The organism is Empedobacter sp. R750 (genome assembly GCF_030324345.1).
GTDB classification, from domain to species: Bacteria; Bacteroidota; Bacteroidia; order Flavobacteriales; family Weeksellaceae; genus Empedobacter; species Empedobacter falsenii_C.
In genome coordinates this window covers 69517-87830 of sequence record NZ_JACAGF010000002.1, presented here as the reverse complement: position 1 = coordinate 87830, position 18314 = coordinate 69517, and the positions used below count along the sequence as shown (strand labels likewise).

Here is an 18314-nt window from a genome sequence, read left to right as displayed (position 1 = left end):
CGTTTGTAAGTAATGAATGCAATTAAAACATTTTATAAAAAATTATTTTCTGAAAAGATAAGGATTAATAATAGAAAAAATTTGAAGAAATTGAATGGATTATTTCTGAAAGGAAATAATTTTTATTGCAATTGTTGCGAACAATCTTTTTCTAAGTTTTTGGATAAATCAAACGGTATAGATAACCGAGAGAATGCTGAATGTCCAAATTGCGGTTCATTAGAAAGGACAAGAGTTTTGTTAGAATTTATAAAAAACGAAACAGATTTATTGGCTAGACCTAATAAATTATTGCATATTGCTCCAGAAGATGCTTTGAAAAATATTTTTAAACAGACCGATAATTTACGTTATGTCAATGCAGATATTAACATCAATCTTGCTGATGAAGAAATGGATATTACTTCAATAAATTATCCTGATAAGACATTTGATTATATTATTTGTTGTCATGTTTTAGGTCATATTCCTGATGAAAAAAAGGCAATTGATGAATTGTTTCGAGTTCTAAAAAAAGGAGGGAAAGCATTGATTCAAACTCCTATTCATCCAATAAATAATACGTTTGAAAATGCTGAGCTTAAGACGGAAGAAGAACGATTAAAAAATTATGGTGAAAAAGATTTATTACGATTACATGGTCAAGATTTTCAAGAACGATTAAAACGTGATAATATGCTAATCGAAAAAATTGATTATCGTAATAACATTGAAAATGATTTAGCAAAGAAACTTTCTGTTGGAAATGGTTACCGTGAATTAATTTTTCTTTGTCAAAAAATCTAAGTTAGAATAGTTTGTATAATGCTTTTCTATAGGACCAAAGTCTTGCATAAATTTGGCTATAGAAGGAACCATAGAACCTTCGAAATCAAGTGTTAACTCTGAATTAGAAAAGTTTTTGATAATGTAATCTATCATAAAGTCTGATCCAAAATTACTTTTCGAATTCTTATTTCTTGCGAAAGCAAAATTATAAATTCTATTTTTAGAAATCATGATTAATTGACAACCAAGTAAGTTCTTTTCATTGTCAAAAATTTCATAAACATTAATGATTTTTTTACTTAATAACTGCTCAAGTTTATCTTTTGAATAGTTAATTAAGTTATTTGAAGTCATATACTCGTAAGAAGAATTTATTTTATGAAAGTTATTTAATTGATTAGTTTTGTTTAAGTTATAATCAAATTTTATTGCTTGTCTAACTTTGTTTCTTCGATTTCTGCTATAATTTGAAAATAAATTTTCATAATCTTGACCCAAATCTAAGATATAATTAACCTTTTTCTGTCCCTTCGGCTCAAACATCTCTGTATTTTCTTCATTAAAAGCATAAGCTCTCACTAAATTTCGATGTAGTTTTTTTTCAAAACGTTTGAAAGTTTCTTTCGAAAAATTTGCTTGATGAAAAACTCCTAATTGTTGACAATAAATTGGTTGTACAATGAATTTAAACCCAAATTTCTTCACAAAAGGTAAAGGCATTATGGCTTCATAGTCATTTAAAACGTAACAATCCCAATTGTTTTCAACTAAAGCATCTAAATAAAAAACTTCTGCATAAATGCGGTAATTCACCGATCTGTTGAGACATTCGGTGTATTTATTAACATCTAATTTTTTTCGAGAAACTCTTTTTATCATTCAAAAATACTTTCGTAAACTTTTAGCCATTCAGCCCAATCTTCGTTCAAATTTGATTGGTGGAATAATGTTATAAACGTTCCGTTTATCGCTTTAATTGTTTGTTTCAATCTTTTTATTTCCTCTAGAGCTTGTTGCGGTGTTAATTTTAAATAGTTTTTCAACGTAACATCCATGGCAACAAAAGGATATATTGTTAACAATGTTTGTTGATTTGTTGATAAGTTAAACCATTTGAATGGAGTAGAAGTGCCAGCTCTAAAGCCTAATTGATGAGGGAATCCCATGGTATAATCTTCCGAAATTTCGTTTATTAACAATTGTTGATAAGTGTGAGGGAAGCTTAATTTAATGAAATGTTGACGTGATTTTTTTATCGGTTGATTGATGATTTTTTCTAATCGATTAATTTCAGTTGTTAATTTATTTTCCTCAAAATTAGATTGATAAGAAGGATGAATTCCAATTTTTGCCCAAGTTGAAATGTTATTTATTAAATCTTTTTGTGCTTTATTTTTCCAATGATGATTTTTATCGAAAGTAGAATAATCACCCAATAACCAAAAGAAAATTGTCTCGACTTGATGTTTTTCAGCTAAATCTTTCAAATAATCAAATGTATCATAAGGATCTTTTTTTTGCTGATTTAAAACTTTGATTTGATTTTGAAATTCTTTGAAATCACCTTTTAAAAGTTTTTTCGAAAGTGAACCAAATTTTATTTTAGACGAATGATGCAAATATTTCCATGCATAATCTACGTCATGTGTATTAATCTGCTTGTAAACTCTTTGTTTAAAAGATATTTTAGGAAATTTAGCTTTTATTTTTTGTTGAATTTCAATACAAATTTCATCTACAATTGGCTTAGAATAATCTAAATCCGAACCTAAAAAACGATTGTGTTGATCAAATTGTTCTGGTTTTGCAATGTATTCTTCATAACGAGAAAGAAAATAAAAACATTTTCCTATTTCATTTAATGTATAATAATTTATATTTTTATTAATGTCAATTTCTAACAAAATTTCATCAACTTTATAATTGATTTCATTTTCTAAAAATTGATTTGAAAAGTTGATTTTTGGTAAAATTGATTGTGAAAATTCTTCAAAATCTGTAGTCGTTTTGTAGTCAATTCCAGAAAAATCATGAAAAATAAAATCAAAAATATATTCAATTCGATTTGTAATTTTTTCTGTAAATATGATGATTTCTTGACTCAAAATAGTTTTCAATAAAGCTTAAAGATATCAAATTAGACCATCATCCGCAAACGAATAAAAATCTTTTTGAGAAACAATTACATGATCTAAAACTTGAATATCCAAAAGCGTAGCACCTTCTTTAATTTTTCGAGTAATATGTATGTCAGACTGACTTGGAGTAAGATTTCCAGACGGATGGTTGTGAGAAAGTATCATTCCAGTTGTCATTAATTCTAAGGCGCGCTTAAAAATTACTCGAATATCGACGGCGGTTTGATTAATTCCACCTCGCGAAATTTGCTCAGTTTTGATGATTCGATTTCCTTGATTGAGGAACATTACCCAAAATTCTTCGTTTGGTAAATCGCCAATTTGTTGCTGTAAAATGATCGCTGCGTCCTTGCTCGAAGTAATTTTATCACGCTCCAAAACCTCTTGCGAATTTCTTCTTCTACCAATTTCCATTGCAGTGATTATCGAAATTGCTTTTGCTTCTCCAACTCCTTTGAATTTGCATAAATCTACAATTGAATATTTAGCTAATTCATTCCAATTATTGTTCGCAGAATTTAAGATTCGTTTTGCCAATTCTACAGCCGATTCTTCACGATTTCCGCTTCCCATGATAATCGCTAACAATTCTGCGTCAGAAAGCGATGAACGTCCTTTTAAAGCTAATTTTTCGCGAGGACGATCATCTTCATTCCAGTTTTTTATCGAATTTTTATTCTCTAAGTAATCCGTCATCGTCGTTCGCAATTTTTATATAGGTATAATAAAAACCGTCATGAAACTCCTCACTAATTCCAAGAGTATTTCCTTCAATACGAAAACTTTTTCCCATCGATGTAATTCCGTTGGTATAAATCATTGGAACAGGTTCTGTTTTGTGAATACTTTTCCCTTTTGCTATATTATAAGTTACTCGATTTGTTTCCTTACCATTAATAATTGTAATCATCTCGGTAGGCGTAAATTCTATAACTGTAACACGATCCGCAGGCGGTAGTTGTTCGCGTCCTACGATTCCACCTGAAAGTTTTATCAATTTCCATCTCCCTATAAGTGTTGGTTCTTGCGTTCTTTCGATTTTATCAGTAGAATCATTCGCTTTTTCTTCTGTTGTTGCTTTGGTTGATTTGCAACTTGATAAGGCAATAAATGCAGTAAATATGATATAAATGATTTTATTTTTCATGGTTAAAATTTGGATTAAATATAATAAAAAAAGCTCGAACAAATTTGTTCGAGCTTGATATTTAATAAAATAGATTTTTTATTTATTGACTTTTGCCCAAGTATCTTTAAGCGTAACTGTTCTATTAAAAATTAATTTTTCTGTAGAAGAATCACGGTCTAAAGCAAAATATCCAATGCGTTGAAATTGGAATTTATCCTCGACTTTAGCTTCTTTCAAAGCAGGCTCAGCAAAACCTTCTTTTACAGTTAAAGAGTTTGGATTGACAAATTGTAAAAAGTCAACATCTTTCTCTGCATCAGGAGATTCAACTGTAAATAAACGGTCATATTCGCGCACTTCGATTGGAATATTTTCTGTTGCAGAAACCCAATGCAATGTACCTTTTACTTTACGTTTAGAAGCTTCTGTTCCGCTTCCAGACTTCGTTTCAGGATCGTAAGTTGCATAGATTGTTGTGATATTTCCTTCAGCATCTTTTTCTATTCTTTCCGCTTTAATGAAATATGCACCTTTCAAACGAACTTCATTTCCTAATGATAAACGGAAGAATTTTTTAGGCGCTTCTTCCATAAAATCTTCACGTTCGATATAGATTTCACGAGTAAAAGGAACGATACGAGTTCCAGCAGTTTCATCTTCTGGATTATTCTCAATTTCTAATTCCTCCACTTGTCCTTCTGGATAATTCTCGATAATCACTTTTACAGGATCAATGACAGCAAAAACACGAGGCGCAATTTTATTTAAATGATCACGAACAGAAAATTCTAATAACGAAATATCTAAAACATTATCACGTTTTGCAACTCCGGCTGTATTCCAGAAATTCTTAATCGATTCTGGCGTATAACCGCGACGACGCAAACCTGAAATTGTAGGCATACGTGGATCGTCCCAACCTGTTACAACTCCTTCTTGTACCAATTTCATCAACTTACGTTTACTTGTAATCATGTAGGAAACATTACCACGAGCAAATTCGCGTTGTTTTGGTTTTTGAGGTTGATTTGGCAACTCAACATTATTCGCATACCATTCATATAAATCGCGATGATTTTTGAATTCTAACGAACATAATGAGTGAGAAATTCCTTCGATATAATCAGATTCTCCATGTGTCCAATCGTACATTGGGTACATTTTCCATGTATCTCCAGTGCGGTGATGAGGACGTTTCAAAATACGATACATAACAGGGTCGCGCATGTTCATATTAGGAGAAGTCATGTCAATTTTTGCACGTAAAACATGTGTACCTTCTTCAAATTCTCCCGCTTTCATTCGTTCGAAAAGATCTAAATTTTCTTCAACAGAACGATTTCTGAAAGGAGACTCGATTCCAGGTTCAAAAGGTGTTTTACGTTGTTCATTAATTACTTCCGAAGATTGGTCGTCGATGTACGCTTTTCCTTCTTTAATTAATTGAACAGCCCAATCGTAAAGCTGCTGGAAATAATCAGAAGCATAGCGTTCTTCTGCCCACTCGAAACCTAACCATTTCACATCTTCGCGGATAGAATCTACGAATTCTTGCTCTTCTTTGTCAGGATTAGTGTCATCAAAACGTAAGTTTACAGGCGCATTGTAACGCTGTCCTAAACCGAAGTTTAAGCAGATTGCTTTTGCATGCCCGATATGCAAATAACCATTTGGTTCTGGTGGGAAACGAAAACGTAAATTTTCTTTTGGCATCCCGTTGGCTAAATCATCTTCAATGATTTGCTCAATAAAATTCAATGATTTTTTTTCTTCTTCCATTTTTTAATTACGATTGAGTTTGCAAAGGTACGAAATTGACAATAAATATAATGTCGAAAATTTCGGATTTTACAATTAGAAAAATTCAATCAAAAAATAGAAGTAAATAAGTGATTTATAATGGATAAGTTATCCCAAATAAATTTCTAATAATCCGTCAGGAATTTGGATAAGCATTGCTTTTTCTTCGCGATTAACCTCAAGAATCCATTCGTCAATCATCGGAATTAAGATTTCTTTTCCATTCGCATTAACTTCGAAATAAGCTTGCGCTGCAGAATCATTCACAGATTTTATAGTACCAACTTCTGTATTTGTTTGATCATAAATAGTGAAACCAACTATTTCGTGGTAATAAAAATCTGTTCCAGAAAGTTCTGGTAATGATTTTAGAGGTAAATAAAGTTCGCGATTGATCAATTTATCGACATCTTCGTCTTCAACATCTTCAAACTTTACTAATAATTTTGTGCCTTGATAAGGCTGAGAAGTTTCGAAAAAAAATGGAACCAGTGCGCCATCTTGCTCGATGAACACTGCTTCCAAAGTATCGTATAATTCTGGTTCATCTGTATCCAAGTGAATGATTAAATTACCTTTGAAACCATGTCTCTTAGTAACTTTACCTAAATAATAGCAATCATTTTTTGTCATTTGGACCTTCTCTGAACTTAAAAATTATTCTTCTGTAGCAACTTCTTCAGTTGTACCTTCTGCTTCTTCAGCAGGAGTTTCTTCAACTTGTGCAGCAGCTTCAGCTTCCTGAGCAGCTTTTACACGAGCTTCATTAACAGCTTTTTCAGCTTCTAATGCAGCAGCTTTAGCAGCAGCAGCACCTGAAGTTAAACCGTCTTTTTTAGCTTGAACTTTTTCACCTTTAGCTTCTAACCAAGCGTCGAAACGTTTGTCAGCTTCTTCTTGAGAAAACGCACCTTTAGCAACACCACCTAATAAGTGTTTTTTCATAAAAGCACCTTTGTAAGATAATAAAGCTTTAGCAGTATTTGTAGGCTCAGCACCAGTTTGTAACCATTTTACAGCAGAATCAACATTTAATTCAATTGTAGCTGGGTTAGTAATTGGGTTGTAAGTACCTAATTTTTCGATGAAACGACCATCACGTTTTGCTCTTGAGTCAGCAACTACGATGTGAAAGAATGGTTTTCCTTTACGACCATGTCTTTGTAATCTAATTCTTGTAGCCATAGTATAACTAATTATTTTGGGAACTCGTCCCGTTTTACAAATTTGAGGTGCAAATATACAATATTTTTGATAAATAATTATTTAAAAAGTGATTATTAAATTAATTCTAAAAAATCAAGTTTTTTGACAAGAGATTCTGATGTATTTTTAGAGCAAAAATATAATTAAAATGAACAAACAAGAAATACTTACTCAGACACAAGCATATATCAAAAAAACGTTTTTAGATGAAGGAACAGGTCACGATTATTTTCACATAGAACGTGTGGTGACAAATGCAAAGAAGATTTTAGAGACTGAAAATGCTGACTCTTTTTTGGTTGAATTAGCAGCTTGGACACACGATATTGGTGATTATAAATTGCATGATGGAGTTGATAAATCAGAAGAATTAATTAGAGAATTTTTAGAATCAATTCATGTTGAAGAAGAATCAATCCTGAAAGTATTGGAAATAGTTTCGCAAGTTTCATTTAGCAAAGGAAATAAACCAACAACTATCGAGGCGGAGATTGTGCAAGATGCTGATCGTTTGGACGCGATTGGAGCGGTTGGTATTGCGCGTTGTTTTGCATATGGCGGAAGTGTTGGTAATATTTTGTATAATCCATATGATAATTCGAAAGATGCATCGAGTGTGCAACATTTTTATGATAAATTATTCAAATTAAAAGAGTTGATGAATACCAAAACAGCAAAAGAAATCGCTTTAAAACGTCATCAGTATATGGAAAATTTTATCGAAGAATTTTATCAAGAAGTGAAATAATATTGTAACTTTTCATTAAACCAACCGTCTATTGTTTAAAACCTTGATTATGAATAAAATTTTTACGCTTTTAATCGTTACTTTTTTCAGTTCTTGTGTGTCTGTTCAGAAGTATAATGCACATATTGATAAGAAAATTGATGTAGACAAATTGCAATATGATGTTGATTATACAAAAGAGAAATTATTAACAAAACACGTTGATATCGATTTGTATCATTCAAAACAGATTATCGCAAATAGATTAGATAGTTTTAAAAATTCTATTCATCAACCTATGTTGCCAAATGATTTTTCGCGCGAATTTTCCAAAGTTATTTCCTCATTTGGACATGGACACACTACATTATCCATGTTAAGAAAAAGGACCGAAAAAGCTGAAGCAAAAAAATATAAGAAAACAAAATCACCTTTTAGTTTAATTGAATTGAAAACATTGGATGGTAGACTTTTTTTTGAGAAAAATAAAAATATTAAAGATTCTAGTTTAATCAAGCAGGGAGAAATTTTGGCTATTAATGGAATTTCTTATCAAGATTTTCGAAAAGATAATATAGGCGTAAGAAAAGGAGATGGTTTCATTACTTCTTTAGATGAATATTTGTTACCAGTTTATTACACAGCAAAGTTGAGAAATGTTATCGGAAATACGGATTCTATTACGCTATCGCTTGTAAAGAATGATTCGATTTTTACTGAAATAGTTAGAAGAGAATATCCTAAAAAGAAAGGTAAGAATTTAAGAGACGAAAAGAAAGTTGATGTTGTAAAACCAGAAGACAAAAAAACTGAGAAAAAGAAATTAACGAAAGAAGAAAAGTTACTTGCTAAAAAAAGATATAAACATAAAGAAGATATAAAGAAATACTTTGGCTACAATAAATCTAGAAATGATTATCAACGTGAATTAATTTTTCCAAACCCAGAAGATTCTACAACATTAGTCCTAAAAATAAAGTCTTTTTCTATTGGTCATGGGAAAGAAGCATATCCATTTATTTTTGATTCTATAGAAAGATTAAAAGTGAAAAATTTAGTTTTAGATATTCGAAATAATACTGGAGGTTATGTGTCTGATATTAACTATTTATATTCATTTTTGAAAGCCAATGATGAGGTTAAAATGGCAATTTCAAACGAAGTAAAAGTTGGATCTAAATTTACGATGATTAATAAATACTTCAACAAACCGAATGTTATTGGACATACATTTGGTTTACCATTGGTCTTATATGGTTCGGTAAAATCATTATTTGATATAAAGAAAGAGAACAATGATTATTTTTTGAACACTAAAAAGAAGAAATATGCAATAAACCCAGATAAAAAATATAAAGGAAACTTGTATGTTCTAACAAATGGAATGTCATATTCGGCATCGAGTATAATTTCTGCTTCTATACAAAATGATGGAAAAGCGATTTTTGTTGGTGAAGAAACAGGAGGAGATTATAATGGTACAGTAGCTGGTCAGTTTATTGATTACAAATTGTCAGAATCTAAATTAAAATTACATGTTGGATTGATGACTTATAGACCAAATACTTCTCGAGAGTTAAAAGGAAGAGGAATTATTCCAGATATTCCAATTAAAATGAGTTTTGAAGATTTAATAAATAAAAAAGATCCTCAACTAGATTGGGTATTAAATGATATAAAAACTAAGCAATAACCCTCTATGCAACTAAAATCTACTCTAATTTATTTGTCACTTTTGTTGATATGCAGCTGTGTTTCTGTAGAGAAATATAATGCACATATTGATACAGAGATTCCTGCGAATAAATTGAAAAAAGATGTAGATTTTGTTTATAAAAAACTAAAAAGATATCATCCAAAATTAGATTTATACACTTCTCAAGAACAAATTGATTATAAATTTGATAGTCTTAAAAAAACAATTAATCAATCGATGAAACCAAATGATTTTTATGTCAAATTTTTTCCGATTTTCGAAAGTTTAGAACATGGTCATACAGATATTTATCCGTTATTCAAACGATTAGATAAAAAACGAACAAAGAAGTTCAAAGAGTCAAAATCAGCGTTTAGTGATTATAGTTTTTTTTGGCAAAATGATTCAGTTTTTTTAGTGGCAGATTACAGTAAAATAAATCCAATTAATCAAGGTTCGGCTTTGCTTTTTATAGATAGTGTTTCTACAAAGTATTTATACGATAAATATAAAAGAAGTATATATGGTGATGGAGAAAATCAAACTTTTTCGGATAATGTGTTTAACCGAACTTTTCTCAATTATTTTACTTTAGAAAATGGAATTAAAGATTCGATTGAATTAACTTTTAAAATGGGGAATTCAATCATCCGAAAAAAAATATTTCGTACCTATCCAAAACTTAAAAGTGAAAAGGTTGCAGAAACGCCAAAAATTACAAAAGAGCAGAAAGAAGTTGAGCGAAAAGTTAGGATAAAACAAAAGAAATACGGCTATTCTAAAAGTTCCAAAACTTATTCCAAAGATTTGACTTTTCCTACGAACGACAGCACGATTGCGGTATTAAAAGTAACCGATTTTAGAAAAGGAAAAATACGCGAACTATATAAAGAAGTTTTTACGGATATCAAGAATCACAAAGTCCAAAATTTAGTTCTCGATCTTCGCAACAATGGTGGTGGTTACCTAAAAGATTCGCACTATTTATACGCTTATTTGGTCGATGATTCGAAGGTTTTTTTAGGTGAAAAAATCGTCGCGAACAAAACCTCTTTTGGCAAGTCGTTGTACAATCTTTTTCCCGTTTATTCTTATCCGTTGCTTTGGTTGGGTTCGGGTTATACATATTTTTCGACGTCCAAAAATACTAAAGATGAATATGAATTGCACGTGCCTTTTTCCCATGTCAAAATAGATAAAGACCTTGTGTATCATCACAATTTGTATGTCATTATAAACGGTGGTTCTTACTCTGCTTCGGCGTTGATTTCGGCTAATCTTCAATTAAAAAATCGAGCATTTTTTGTAGGTGAAGAAACGGGTGGAGATTTTAATGGAACGGTTGCTGGGTTGATGCCTAAATTTACGTTGCCCAATTCCAAACTCAAAATTTCGGTTGGTACAGTTTATCTTTCTCCTACCGAGAAACGAGATGAACAGGCGCATGGCGTTTATCCAAACCAAGTTATTCAGCCTAATTTGCAAGATAAAATTAAACGTACGGATGCTGAACTGAAATGGATTTTAAATGATATCAAAAAAGGAAATATCGAATACAATAAAGCTTTAAAAATAGAAAATCATCTCCCAAATTAAAGAGATGATTTTTGTATTTTGGTCGTTCGAGCGGGCTATCCGTTACAATCTTTTTTGTAGACACCACGTCTACAAAAAAGGATTTTCACTTCTATCCCTAACGCATTTTATTTTTTGTTGAAACTACAAAAAATAAAATTTTGTATTGTATCAAACGGCGTTTTATGATCAATTGTAAAACATTCAATTTTTTCAAAATTAGCTTCAAAATTAGAGGTTAAAGAAGTTTCATCATTTTGTTTAATTTCCAAACCACTACATTTTAATGGTCCGTTTGTGGAAAAAGTTCCAATAACCATTTTTTCTTTTACTGCTTTTGCGACCAAATCTTGGTATTTTTTGATATCATTTTCTTCGGTCAGGAAATGAAAAACTGCTCTATCGTGCCAAATATCGTATTGTTCTGTTGGTTCAAATTCGGTAATGTCAGCTACAATCCAAGTTACTTTTTCTGCCTTATTTCCTAAACGATTTTTCGCTCTTTCCAACGCATTTGCAGAAATATCCAAAACCGAAATATTTTCGTATCCTTCTTCCAATAAGAAATCAACCAATTTACTATCTCCACCTCCGATATCGATAATTTTAGCTGTTTTATCAGTTCCAAAAGAATGAATAAAATTCAAAGAAGTTTCTGGTTTTTCTTGTGTCCAACTCACTTCTCCTGGAGTTTTTACGTCGTATATATGTTCCCAATGAGATTTTTTATTGTCGTTCATTGTATTTTTGATTTTGATGCAATTTCGACTTTTTATTTAAAATGAAGTGTAACAATAATTACAGAACTGAGTCTATTTTTTCTATAAAAAAAAACACCTTTTACTTCAACATAAAAGGTGTTATAGATGTTTTATAATAGATTATATCCGAATTTAAATCCTAATGTAGGAGTTAGGTTTCCTTTACTTAAATCAAAATCTTGTAAGTATCCTATACCGACATGTGTTCGAAAGTAAAAATTAGAACCTATAGATCTCTGAATACCCCAATGTAAATCTGTTAATAAGGATTTGTTTAAATCTATATCATTTTTATTTCCAAAGGAATACTTTAATTGTATTTCTAAAAAATTTCCAGAATTATTTTTCAAAGACTTTCCTTTTGATATTCTTTTATCCTTATTATACATCATGGAGTAACCCGATTTAATGTATGGTGTAGGTTTTGAAAAATTGAAAACATATGAAACAGCATCATCATTTAAATTATATCCCCCTCCAATACCTGTTTCGAAATTTAAAAAAGATTTTTCACCAACGAGAATGTTATAACCAATATTAATACCATGTGTTCCGATTTCAATTACTCCTGAATTTTTATAAGAATTTGTATCCTGTTGAGCATTACCTAAAAAAGGGAGTAATAAAATAAATTTAGTTAAATTCATATTATTAAAATTAATTTTTTTGAACAATAAATTTAGTTCCACCCCAACGATTGTTATAATAAACACCACCTTCTATGTCCATTTTATATTGAGTTATTTTATTGAAACCTAATTTAAATTTAACTTCGAACTTTTTGTCGCCATTTTCGTTTGTTTTAAAACCAACTATAAACTCTTTTAGGTCAAAATCTTTTCTAATATCAAAATCTTTCAATACTTTATGTGTGTTATTAGCTTCTATAAGCTCATCTTTTGTCACAATATATAAAGGTTGAGCATCTATTCTATCTTGTGAAGCTTTAATTTCGTTCATAACAATTGCTATATCACTAGGTGTTCTTCCAGCCGTAGCATACTTTTTAAAAGCATCTGCAGCTACTTTTAGTATTTGCTCGTGTGTTATCTCTCGATCTTTATTAAATATATTTATATAAATAATAGATTTTTTAGATGTGTTTAATAAAGATTTAAAACTATCCATATTTACACTACTAGATATTTGTTTGTTTTGAGGAAAGATTAACATACCTGTAGTATTGTAATAACCTAAATCTCCAGTAGCTAAACTATAGTCGGTTTGAGTGTAATTACCAGAACTGTTCAATAAAAATTCACTAGTAACAACAGGGACAAAACTAGATTTAACAGTGATTAAATCATTAATAGCTTTTATTATCGGCTGAATTTGAGAATTATTAAATGTAGCTGTAAATGTTTTTCTTTCCACTTTAATTAAACCATCATTTATTTTAAGATACAATTTTCTAGCATCATCTGTTCTCCATCCGAAAGTACCTTTTCTTCGATACTTATTTTTAGCTCTTACACTATAGAATAAAAGAAAATCTTGTATTTCAAAGACAGTTTTAACTTGATGGTCTCCATCAAAAAAATATTCACAAACATATTGTTTTCCAAAAATATTACCTAAAAAAGGATTACTTATTCCATTATTACAATTTTTATAATGATTTGTTTCTCCTTTTGAAGGTATTGTAGGAGATGGGTTATATGTCCCTCCTCCACCTCCTCCTCCATCTTCAGGGTCTATAGGGGCAATTATTTCATATTCAGTTCCTAAGGTAGCTAAATCAGGTCTGTAAGAAGTTATATTATCTGTTACCTGATTAAGACCAGAAGGAATGCTTATATTTTGATTTTTTTCAATATAATATTCAAGTTCATCATAATCATCTTGATGAACAATGAAAAGACCATTAGGAGTGTACATGTATATAGAGTCATTCAACTGAACAGCACCTTTATCATTTAAAATAGAAGCAAAATCTTCATCTTCTAAAAATGTTTCATCAGAAGTATCATCAGAGCTTTTATTCATTAAAGTAGATTTATTACTTAAAATCAAATTGCTCATTTTGTTTATAACACCTTCGTCTTTAATATCAGGAGAAATACTTAAAGGGATAAATCCTTGATCGTAATATTTATTGAAAATTTTTTCTTTACTTATAGTATCTTCAATAAATATTTTAATATCATTTTTTCTTCCAGAAAATTTCAAGAGTTTTTTTCCAGAATCAAAGGATATTTTTGATTGTTTAACATTTTGATTTTCGTTCAAACTTGACGATGAATTATCATCGTTACAAGAGTAGGTAGTTAGAAAGCTACATGATATAGCTGACAAAAAGAGTAAGTTTTTTAATTTCATAAGATTTATAATTTATTATAATTAGTTAAATATAAATAAATTGTAATTATATTTAATAAAAAAATGAAATATTTGATTTATCTATCATTTGTTATATTCTCTTCATGTTTAGTTACGCCTAAATATTATTTACATACAGAAAAAAACTTAAATAATTTTTCTATAAAAGAAGAAGATAAATTTGTTTTAATAAAGAATAATTTTTATTCAGTAGGAGTTGATTTTTCTAATAAAGTAGATTCAGATTTTTCTAATATTATTAAAAATATTTTATTGAATCCAAGTTTTCTAGAATTTAGTAATGAGAAATTTATTTTTCATTTAAATGATGAACAATTGGATATAATTAGAAATGAAACAAAAAGTGAATATATATTACTAATTCAAACTATTTTAAAGCCTAGTATTTTAGCTCAAAAAAATTTCACATCTATAACTACATATGAAAAAAATAAAGAGAGAGAGTACCACGTTATTTTACAATTAATAGATATAGAAAAAAGAAAAGTATTATACTCTAAAGAGTCGATGTCTAGAATAAAAATATCATATGAATATTCAACATCATCGACAACACAAGATGAGCAATTATTAAAAACATATAACATTTTATATAAGGATTTTAAAGAAGAATTATTAAAAATGAAATAATACTTTTTCAATAAAAATAATCTACTAAACATTATTATACACCTAAATAATTTAGGCTAAATTATTGATATTTTGAGAGTGTTGTTTTGTATAAATGTTTTTGTAGTTAGGAATGCTTAGTAAGGCGCATTTTTACGTTGAAACTGCATATCCAAATACCATTTTTAAGTGTTATTACCCAAGTTTTCGTTTAATTTTTTTGTAGTTTTTTGAACGAATAATCTTCCCTTTATCTGTAATAAAAAGAGCAGCGTAATCTTTTTGTTGATTGATTAAATTCAATCCTTTTTCTTTTCCTAAAACCATGATAGAAGTGCTAAAACCATTACACATTTCAGCATCCGGACCAATAACTGTAACCCCTGTTAATCCTGTTGAAGGAATTCCAGTTTTGGGATTAATAATGTGTGAATAGCGAACTTCATCAATCAAAATAAATTTTTCGTAATCACCAGAAGTCGTAACAGCAGCATTTTTCATTGAGAGAATATCCAACATTTTATGTCGATTAAATGGATTTGTAATTCCAATTTTCCAAGGTTCTCCATTTGATTGATTTCCCCAAGTTGTCATATCTCCAGAAGCATCAATTATACCCGCTTGTATTCCTAAGTCTTGCATGAAAGTTCGTGCTTTTTGTGCTGCATAACCTTTTCCTGTTGATCCAAAACCGATTTTCATTCCAACTTTTTTTAAGAAAATAGTTGAATTTTCTTCATTCAAAATAATGTTTTTATAACCGATTTTTTCAATAGCTTTTGAAATTTCTTCCTGAGTTGGAATCTTTTCCATTGAACCATCAAATTTCCATATTTTATCCATTGCTGCAAAGCTAATGTCAAAAGCACCATCGGTTAGTTGCGAAAAATAAATCGCACGTCTTGTTAAGTCAAAAACCTCGCGATCAACTTTAATGGGTTTTATTCCTGCATTTTGATTGACAAAAGAAACTTGTGAAGTAGGTTTCCAATCAGAAATCAAATTCTCGATTCTGATCATTTCATCAATTGCTTTATTGATATTTTTTTCAACAGAAATAGAATCGGTGTCAACCAATGTAATTTTGAATTTACTTCCCATCAAAATTGTATCTCTAACTCCAACCGTTTGAGCATTTATCGGAGTTAGAACATACAATAGTATAAAAGTGAATATATTTTTTAGAATGAATTGCATGATGTTTTATTCATTTGTTATTGTGAGTTTATCGAAGAGTCTGAAACTTAAAGATACCTCGACAGGCCCGGTATGACAAGAAATTAGAGAATAAATAATAATGAGAAGCTGAAATGAATTCAGCTTGACAAGATTTTGTAATTCTTAACTCGTCTCAGGATTGTTTCAACAATTTTTCTAATAACAATCCGTCAAAAATTGTCCGTTTGTTTTAAATTCTTCGAATGATTTTTTCAAATGTTGTTGACAGATTTCTTCCAAAACTTTTTCCACATCATGTTGCATTTTCAGAGCGCCACAAATCATAAGAATTCCACCATTTTGTAATGTTTCAGCAAAGAATTTAGCATCACGATTGACTAAATCCATCACATATTGTTTATTTTCTTCACGTGAAAAAGCAATATGAAATTGACTCAAATGATTCGTAGAAATTTGTTTCGTTGCAAATTCTTGATAAGATTTTGTTGTTTCATTATCATGTCTAAAACCGCAATATAAATGCGTTTCAACATTTTTTGAATTCTCGTCAATCATTCCAAGGAAAGGCGCAATTCCCGTTCCGTTTGCAATCATCACAACTTTTGAAGTTTTTGGGAATCTAAAGGCTTTGTTTTTTACAATACGAGCTTTAATCGTCGAATTTTGAACTAAATTATATAAATATTGAGAACCTAATCCAAACTCATGCAATTTTACAATTAGTTGCAATTTATTATCAACTTTTCCGACTGAATATAAACGTTCTTTGTGATCGCTTTCTGGATAAATTGCTAATAAATCTCCAGATTTATATTTCTCTTTTACATCTAAAACAACTTTAAATGTTGCATCTTCTTCTGTTACTTTTGTGGTAGAAATTACCTTAACATTTTTCAGTTTTGGTGCTTTTCCAACATACATCGCAGGCGTTGTTGCTAAAGGAATATCTGTTGTTTCCTTGTAAGCAGTTACCCAATTTGTGAATTCTTCAGGCGATTTATCGTTGATGGTTTTTAAATCTAATAATCGCGTTGTCCATTTTTGATCATTCAACCATTTGTCAACTTTAATTGCATATCCACAATAATCTGAATAGGCTCTTGAGCCAAATCCTACAACCGAAAATTCGATAGATTGGTTTTGTGGAAATTGTGTGATTAATTGTTCAAATTTCTTAGCATTCGCAGGCGCATCACCAATTCCATAAGTGGAAGTAAAAATGATGAGTTGTTTTGCCTTTGGATAAATTTCATATTGATTCATCTGAGCGATGAATGATTTTTTCCCGTTTGCTAAAAATTGTTCTTGAATTTTTGAAGCAAAACCAACAGTCGATCCATTTTCAGAACCAACTAAAAGGATAATTTCAGCTTCGATAGCTTTATATTTATTTTTGCCGATTTTCGTTTTTGTACGTTTGAACGTAATTACAAATCCTGACCAAATAAAAAATAAAATATTAAGTGAAGCAATTCCTAAAATCGCTGCCCAAATCACATTGGTGCGACCCGTATGTAAATCGATATTAAATTTTTCTACAATTGCAGAATAAGGATTTAGCGATTCTGAAATAATCGCTCCATTTACTTGATTAACCGAAACCGATTTTTTTCTTAAATGAACGATAAATGGTTCAGCTTCATCATCTGGAATAAAAGGAAATTCAATCTTTTCTACACTACTTAATTTCGTGTTTTTGAAAAACTCAATGTCTTTTAAATCTTTTGGTTGTAAATTTTCTTTAGCTTGATGCTCGATTTCTTTTGGTTGACCAACTAAAGGTTCTAATCGTGCTAAGAAAATCAATGTTCCTGTTAATGCAATGATTAAAACTGGAATTAATAACCAACGTCCAGTTACAACGTGGAAATATTGTGAAAAAGAGTCTTTGTTAACTTTGATGAAGAAGTTTAAGATTCCTTGTTGACGTTTTACGATTAAGATTAATCCACTTATTGAAATTAACATCAATAAAAAAGAGACTACGCCAACGATTGCTCGACCAGTTTCTTTTAGAAATAATGAACGGTGCAAGGCTGTGACCCAATTGATGAAATCACTTTTTGGAACAATTTCACCAATCTTTTTTCCTGTTGTAGGATCAATGTAAGATTTGATCGAATTCCCATCTTCGTCCATAGCATCAATCGTCACAAAATCATTGTGATCAACTTTAACTTCTATTATTTCAAAATAATGCTCGCGCAAAGTTGGTAAAACTTGCGCGAGTGTTATGTTATCGAAATTTTCTACTTTGTATGCGGGCGATTTTTCGTTTATTGCATCAACAGCCAAAATTACTCCTGTGATAGATAGAATAACTAAAAATGCTGAAGATAAAATTGCAAGACTCAAATGCGCATATCTCCAAATAGATAATGTCATT

General features: G+C 30.1%; 17 protein-coding genes. 5 read left to right on the top strand and 12 right to left on the bottom strand.

Translation table 11 applies throughout. The features are described 5' to 3' along the window. The first annotated feature begins 12 nt into the window (after positions 1 to 12). On the top strand, positions 13 to 786 hold the full coding sequence (locus tag HXZ74_RS02870) for a class I SAM-dependent methyltransferase (RefSeq protein ID WP_038336457.1): 774 nt from the start codon (positions 13 to 15) through the stop codon (positions 784 to 786). Here HXZ74_RS02870 and HXZ74_RS02865 read toward each other — a convergent pair. From HXZ74_RS02865 to HXZ74_RS02835, 7 genes are all read right to left on the bottom strand, one after another. Then, positions 760 to 1647 (bottom strand): hypothetical protein, encoded by an 888-nt coding sequence (locus HXZ74_RS02865; RefSeq protein ID WP_038336458.1) that lies wholly within the window; start codon positions 1645 to 1647, stop codon positions 760 to 762. The two genes, HXZ74_RS02870 and HXZ74_RS02865, sit on opposite strands and share 27 nt — an antisense overlap. Beyond that, positions 1644 to 2873, bottom strand: a complete 1230-nt coding sequence (locus HXZ74_RS02860) for a polysaccharide deacetylase family protein (RefSeq protein WP_147279942.1) — start codon at positions 2871 to 2873, stop codon at positions 1644 to 1646. Before HXZ74_RS02860 ends, HXZ74_RS02865 begins: the two co-directional genes overlap by 4 nt. 27 nt (positions 2874 to 2900) lie before the next feature. After that, complete coding sequence (radC, locus tag HXZ74_RS02855) at positions 2901 to 3602, bottom strand: RadC family protein (RefSeq protein ID WP_038336461.1); 702 nt, start codon at positions 3600 to 3602, stop codon at positions 2901 to 2903. Beyond that, positions 3580 to 4053 carry a hypothetical protein gene (locus HXZ74_RS02850; RefSeq protein ID WP_286473762.1) on the bottom strand — a complete coding sequence of 158 codons (474 nt, stop codon included), beginning with the start codon at positions 4051 to 4053 and terminating at the stop codon, positions 3580 to 3582. The genes radC and HXZ74_RS02850 overlap by 23 nt, the downstream gene beginning before the upstream one ends. A gap of 78 nt (positions 4054 to 4131) precedes the next feature. Continuing rightward, positions 4132 to 5814 (bottom strand): glutamine--tRNA ligase/YqeY domain fusion protein, encoded by a 1683-nt coding sequence (locus HXZ74_RS02845; RefSeq protein ID WP_286473760.1) that lies wholly within the window; start codon positions 5812 to 5814, stop codon positions 4132 to 4134. Positions 5815 to 5943: 129 nt separating this feature from the next. Beyond that, complete coding sequence (gene rimM / locus HXZ74_RS02840; RefSeq protein ID WP_286473759.1) at positions 5944 to 6468, bottom strand: ribosome maturation factor RimM; 525 nt, start codon at positions 6466 to 6468, stop codon at positions 5944 to 5946. Between the two features lie 24 nt (positions 6469 to 6492). After that, positions 6493 to 7020 (bottom strand): 30S ribosomal protein S16, encoded by a 528-nt coding sequence (locus HXZ74_RS02835; protein WP_038336467.1) that lies wholly within the window; start codon positions 7018 to 7020, stop codon positions 6493 to 6495. A gap of 169 nt (positions 7021 to 7189) precedes the next feature. On the opposite strand from HXZ74_RS02835, the gene HXZ74_RS02830 reads away from it, so the two are divergent. The 3 genes from HXZ74_RS02830 to HXZ74_RS02820 are packed head-to-tail and all read left to right on the top strand — an operon-like array spanning position 7190 to position 11060. Next, on the top strand, positions 7190 to 7789 hold the full coding sequence (locus tag HXZ74_RS02830) for an HD domain-containing protein (RefSeq protein ID WP_286473756.1): 600 nt from the start codon (positions 7190 to 7192) through the stop codon (positions 7787 to 7789). 49 nt (positions 7790 to 7838) lie between these two features. Beyond that, entirely contained in the window at positions 7839 to 9461 is a 1623-nt protein-coding gene (locus HXZ74_RS02825) for a S41 family peptidase (protein WP_286473753.1), read from the top strand. A gap of 6 nt (positions 9462 to 9467) precedes the next feature. After that, positions 9468 to 11060 (top strand): S41 family peptidase, encoded by a 1593-nt coding sequence (locus tag HXZ74_RS02820; protein ID WP_286473750.1) that lies wholly within the window; start codon positions 9468 to 9470, stop codon positions 11058 to 11060. Between the two features lie 107 nt (positions 11061 to 11167). Here the strand turns inward: HXZ74_RS02820 and HXZ74_RS02815 are convergent, their stop codons facing one another. From HXZ74_RS02815 to HXZ74_RS02805, 3 genes are all read right to left on the bottom strand, one after another. After that, on the bottom strand, positions 11168 to 11779 hold the full coding sequence (locus HXZ74_RS02815; protein WP_286473748.1) for a class I SAM-dependent methyltransferase: 612 nt from the start codon (positions 11777 to 11779) through the stop codon (positions 11168 to 11170). 131 nt (positions 11780 to 11910) lie between these two features. Further along, the gene (locus tag HXZ74_RS02810; protein WP_286473745.1) at positions 11911 to 12447 is read right to left on the bottom strand and encodes a hypothetical protein; all 537 of its coding nucleotides are present in this window, start codon (positions 12445 to 12447) and stop codon (positions 11911 to 11913) included. 10 nt (positions 12448 to 12457) lie between these two features. Beyond that, complete coding sequence (locus tag HXZ74_RS02805; protein WP_286473742.1) at positions 12458 to 14119, bottom strand: hypothetical protein; 1662 nt, start codon at positions 14117 to 14119, stop codon at positions 12458 to 12460. 63 nt (positions 14120 to 14182) lie between these two features. On the opposite strand from HXZ74_RS02805, the gene HXZ74_RS02800 reads away from it, so the two are divergent. After that, positions 14183 to 14770 carry a hypothetical protein gene (locus HXZ74_RS02800; RefSeq protein WP_280062382.1) on the top strand — a complete coding sequence of 196 codons (588 nt, stop codon included), beginning with the start codon at positions 14183 to 14185 and terminating at the stop codon, positions 14768 to 14770. A 174-nt stretch (positions 14771 to 14944) separates the two neighbouring features. Here HXZ74_RS02800 and HXZ74_RS02795 read toward each other — a convergent pair whose 3' ends face one another. Both HXZ74_RS02795 and HXZ74_RS02790 read right to left on the bottom strand, forming a co-directional pair. Continuing rightward, complete coding sequence (locus HXZ74_RS02795; RefSeq protein WP_286473740.1) at positions 14945 to 15946, bottom strand: FAD:protein FMN transferase; 1002 nt, start codon at positions 15944 to 15946, stop codon at positions 14945 to 14947. Positions 15947 to 16123: 177 nt separating this feature from the next. Next, positions 16124 to 18313 carry a PepSY domain-containing protein gene (locus tag HXZ74_RS02790; protein ID WP_286473738.1) on the bottom strand — a complete coding sequence of 730 codons (2190 nt, stop codon included), beginning with the start codon at positions 18311 to 18313 and terminating at the stop codon, positions 16124 to 16126. Position 18314 lies beyond the last annotated feature (1 nt).

What these genes read in the sequence shown, in the direction of transcription:
- HXZ74_RS02870 (WP_038336457.1), top strand. Translation starts at nt 13, where the DNA reads ATGAATGCAATTAAAACATTTTATAAAAAATTATTTTCTGAAAAGATA.
- HXZ74_RS02865 (WP_038336458.1), bottom strand. Translation starts at nt 1,647, where the DNA reads ATGATAAAAAGAGTTTCTCGAAAAAAATTAGATGTTAATAAATACACC.
- radC (WP_038336461.1), bottom strand. Translation starts at nt 3,602, where the DNA reads ATGACGGATTACTTAGAGAATAAAAATTCGATAAAAAACTGGAATGAA.
- HXZ74_RS02850 (WP_286473762.1), bottom strand. Translation starts at nt 4,053, where the DNA reads ATGAAAAATAAAATCATTTATATCATATTTACTGCATTTATTGCCTTA.
- HXZ74_RS02845 (WP_286473760.1), bottom strand. Translation starts at nt 5,814, where the DNA reads ATGGAAGAAGAAAAAAAATCATTGAATTTTATTGAGCAAATCATTGAA.
- rimM (WP_286473759.1), bottom strand. Translation starts at nt 6,468, where the DNA reads ATGACAAAAAATGATTGCTATTATTTAGGTAAAGTTACTAAGAGACAT.
- HXZ74_RS02835 (WP_038336467.1), bottom strand. Translation starts at nt 7,020, where the DNA reads ATGGCTACAAGAATTAGATTACAAAGACATGGTCGTAAAGGAAAACCA.
- HXZ74_RS02830 (WP_286473756.1), top strand. Translation starts at nt 7,190, where the DNA reads ATGAACAAACAAGAAATACTTACTCAGACACAAGCATATATCAAAAAA.
- HXZ74_RS02825 (WP_286473753.1), top strand. Translation starts at nt 7,839, where the DNA reads ATGAATAAAATTTTTACGCTTTTAATCGTTACTTTTTTCAGTTCTTGT.
- HXZ74_RS02820 (WP_286473750.1), top strand. Translation starts at nt 9,468, where the DNA reads ATGCAACTAAAATCTACTCTAATTTATTTGTCACTTTTGTTGATATGC.
- HXZ74_RS02815 (WP_286473748.1), bottom strand. Translation starts at nt 11,779, where the DNA reads ATGAACGACAATAAAAAATCTCATTGGGAACATATATACGACGTAAAA.
- HXZ74_RS02810 (WP_286473745.1), bottom strand. Translation starts at nt 12,447, where the DNA reads ATGAATTTAACTAAATTTATTTTATTACTCCCTTTTTTAGGTAATGCT.
- HXZ74_RS02805 (WP_286473742.1), bottom strand. Translation starts at nt 14,119, where the DNA reads ATGAAATTAAAAAACTTACTCTTTTTGTCAGCTATATCATGTAGCTTT.
- HXZ74_RS02800 (WP_280062382.1), top strand. Translation starts at nt 14,183, where the DNA reads ATGAAATATTTGATTTATCTATCATTTGTTATATTCTCTTCATGTTTA.
- HXZ74_RS02795 (WP_286473740.1), bottom strand. Translation starts at nt 15,946, where the DNA reads ATGCAATTCATTCTAAAAAATATATTCACTTTTATACTATTGTATGTT.
- HXZ74_RS02790 (WP_286473738.1), bottom strand. Translation starts at nt 18,313, where the DNA reads ATGACATTATCTATTTGGAGATATGCGCATTTGAGTCTTGCAATTTTA.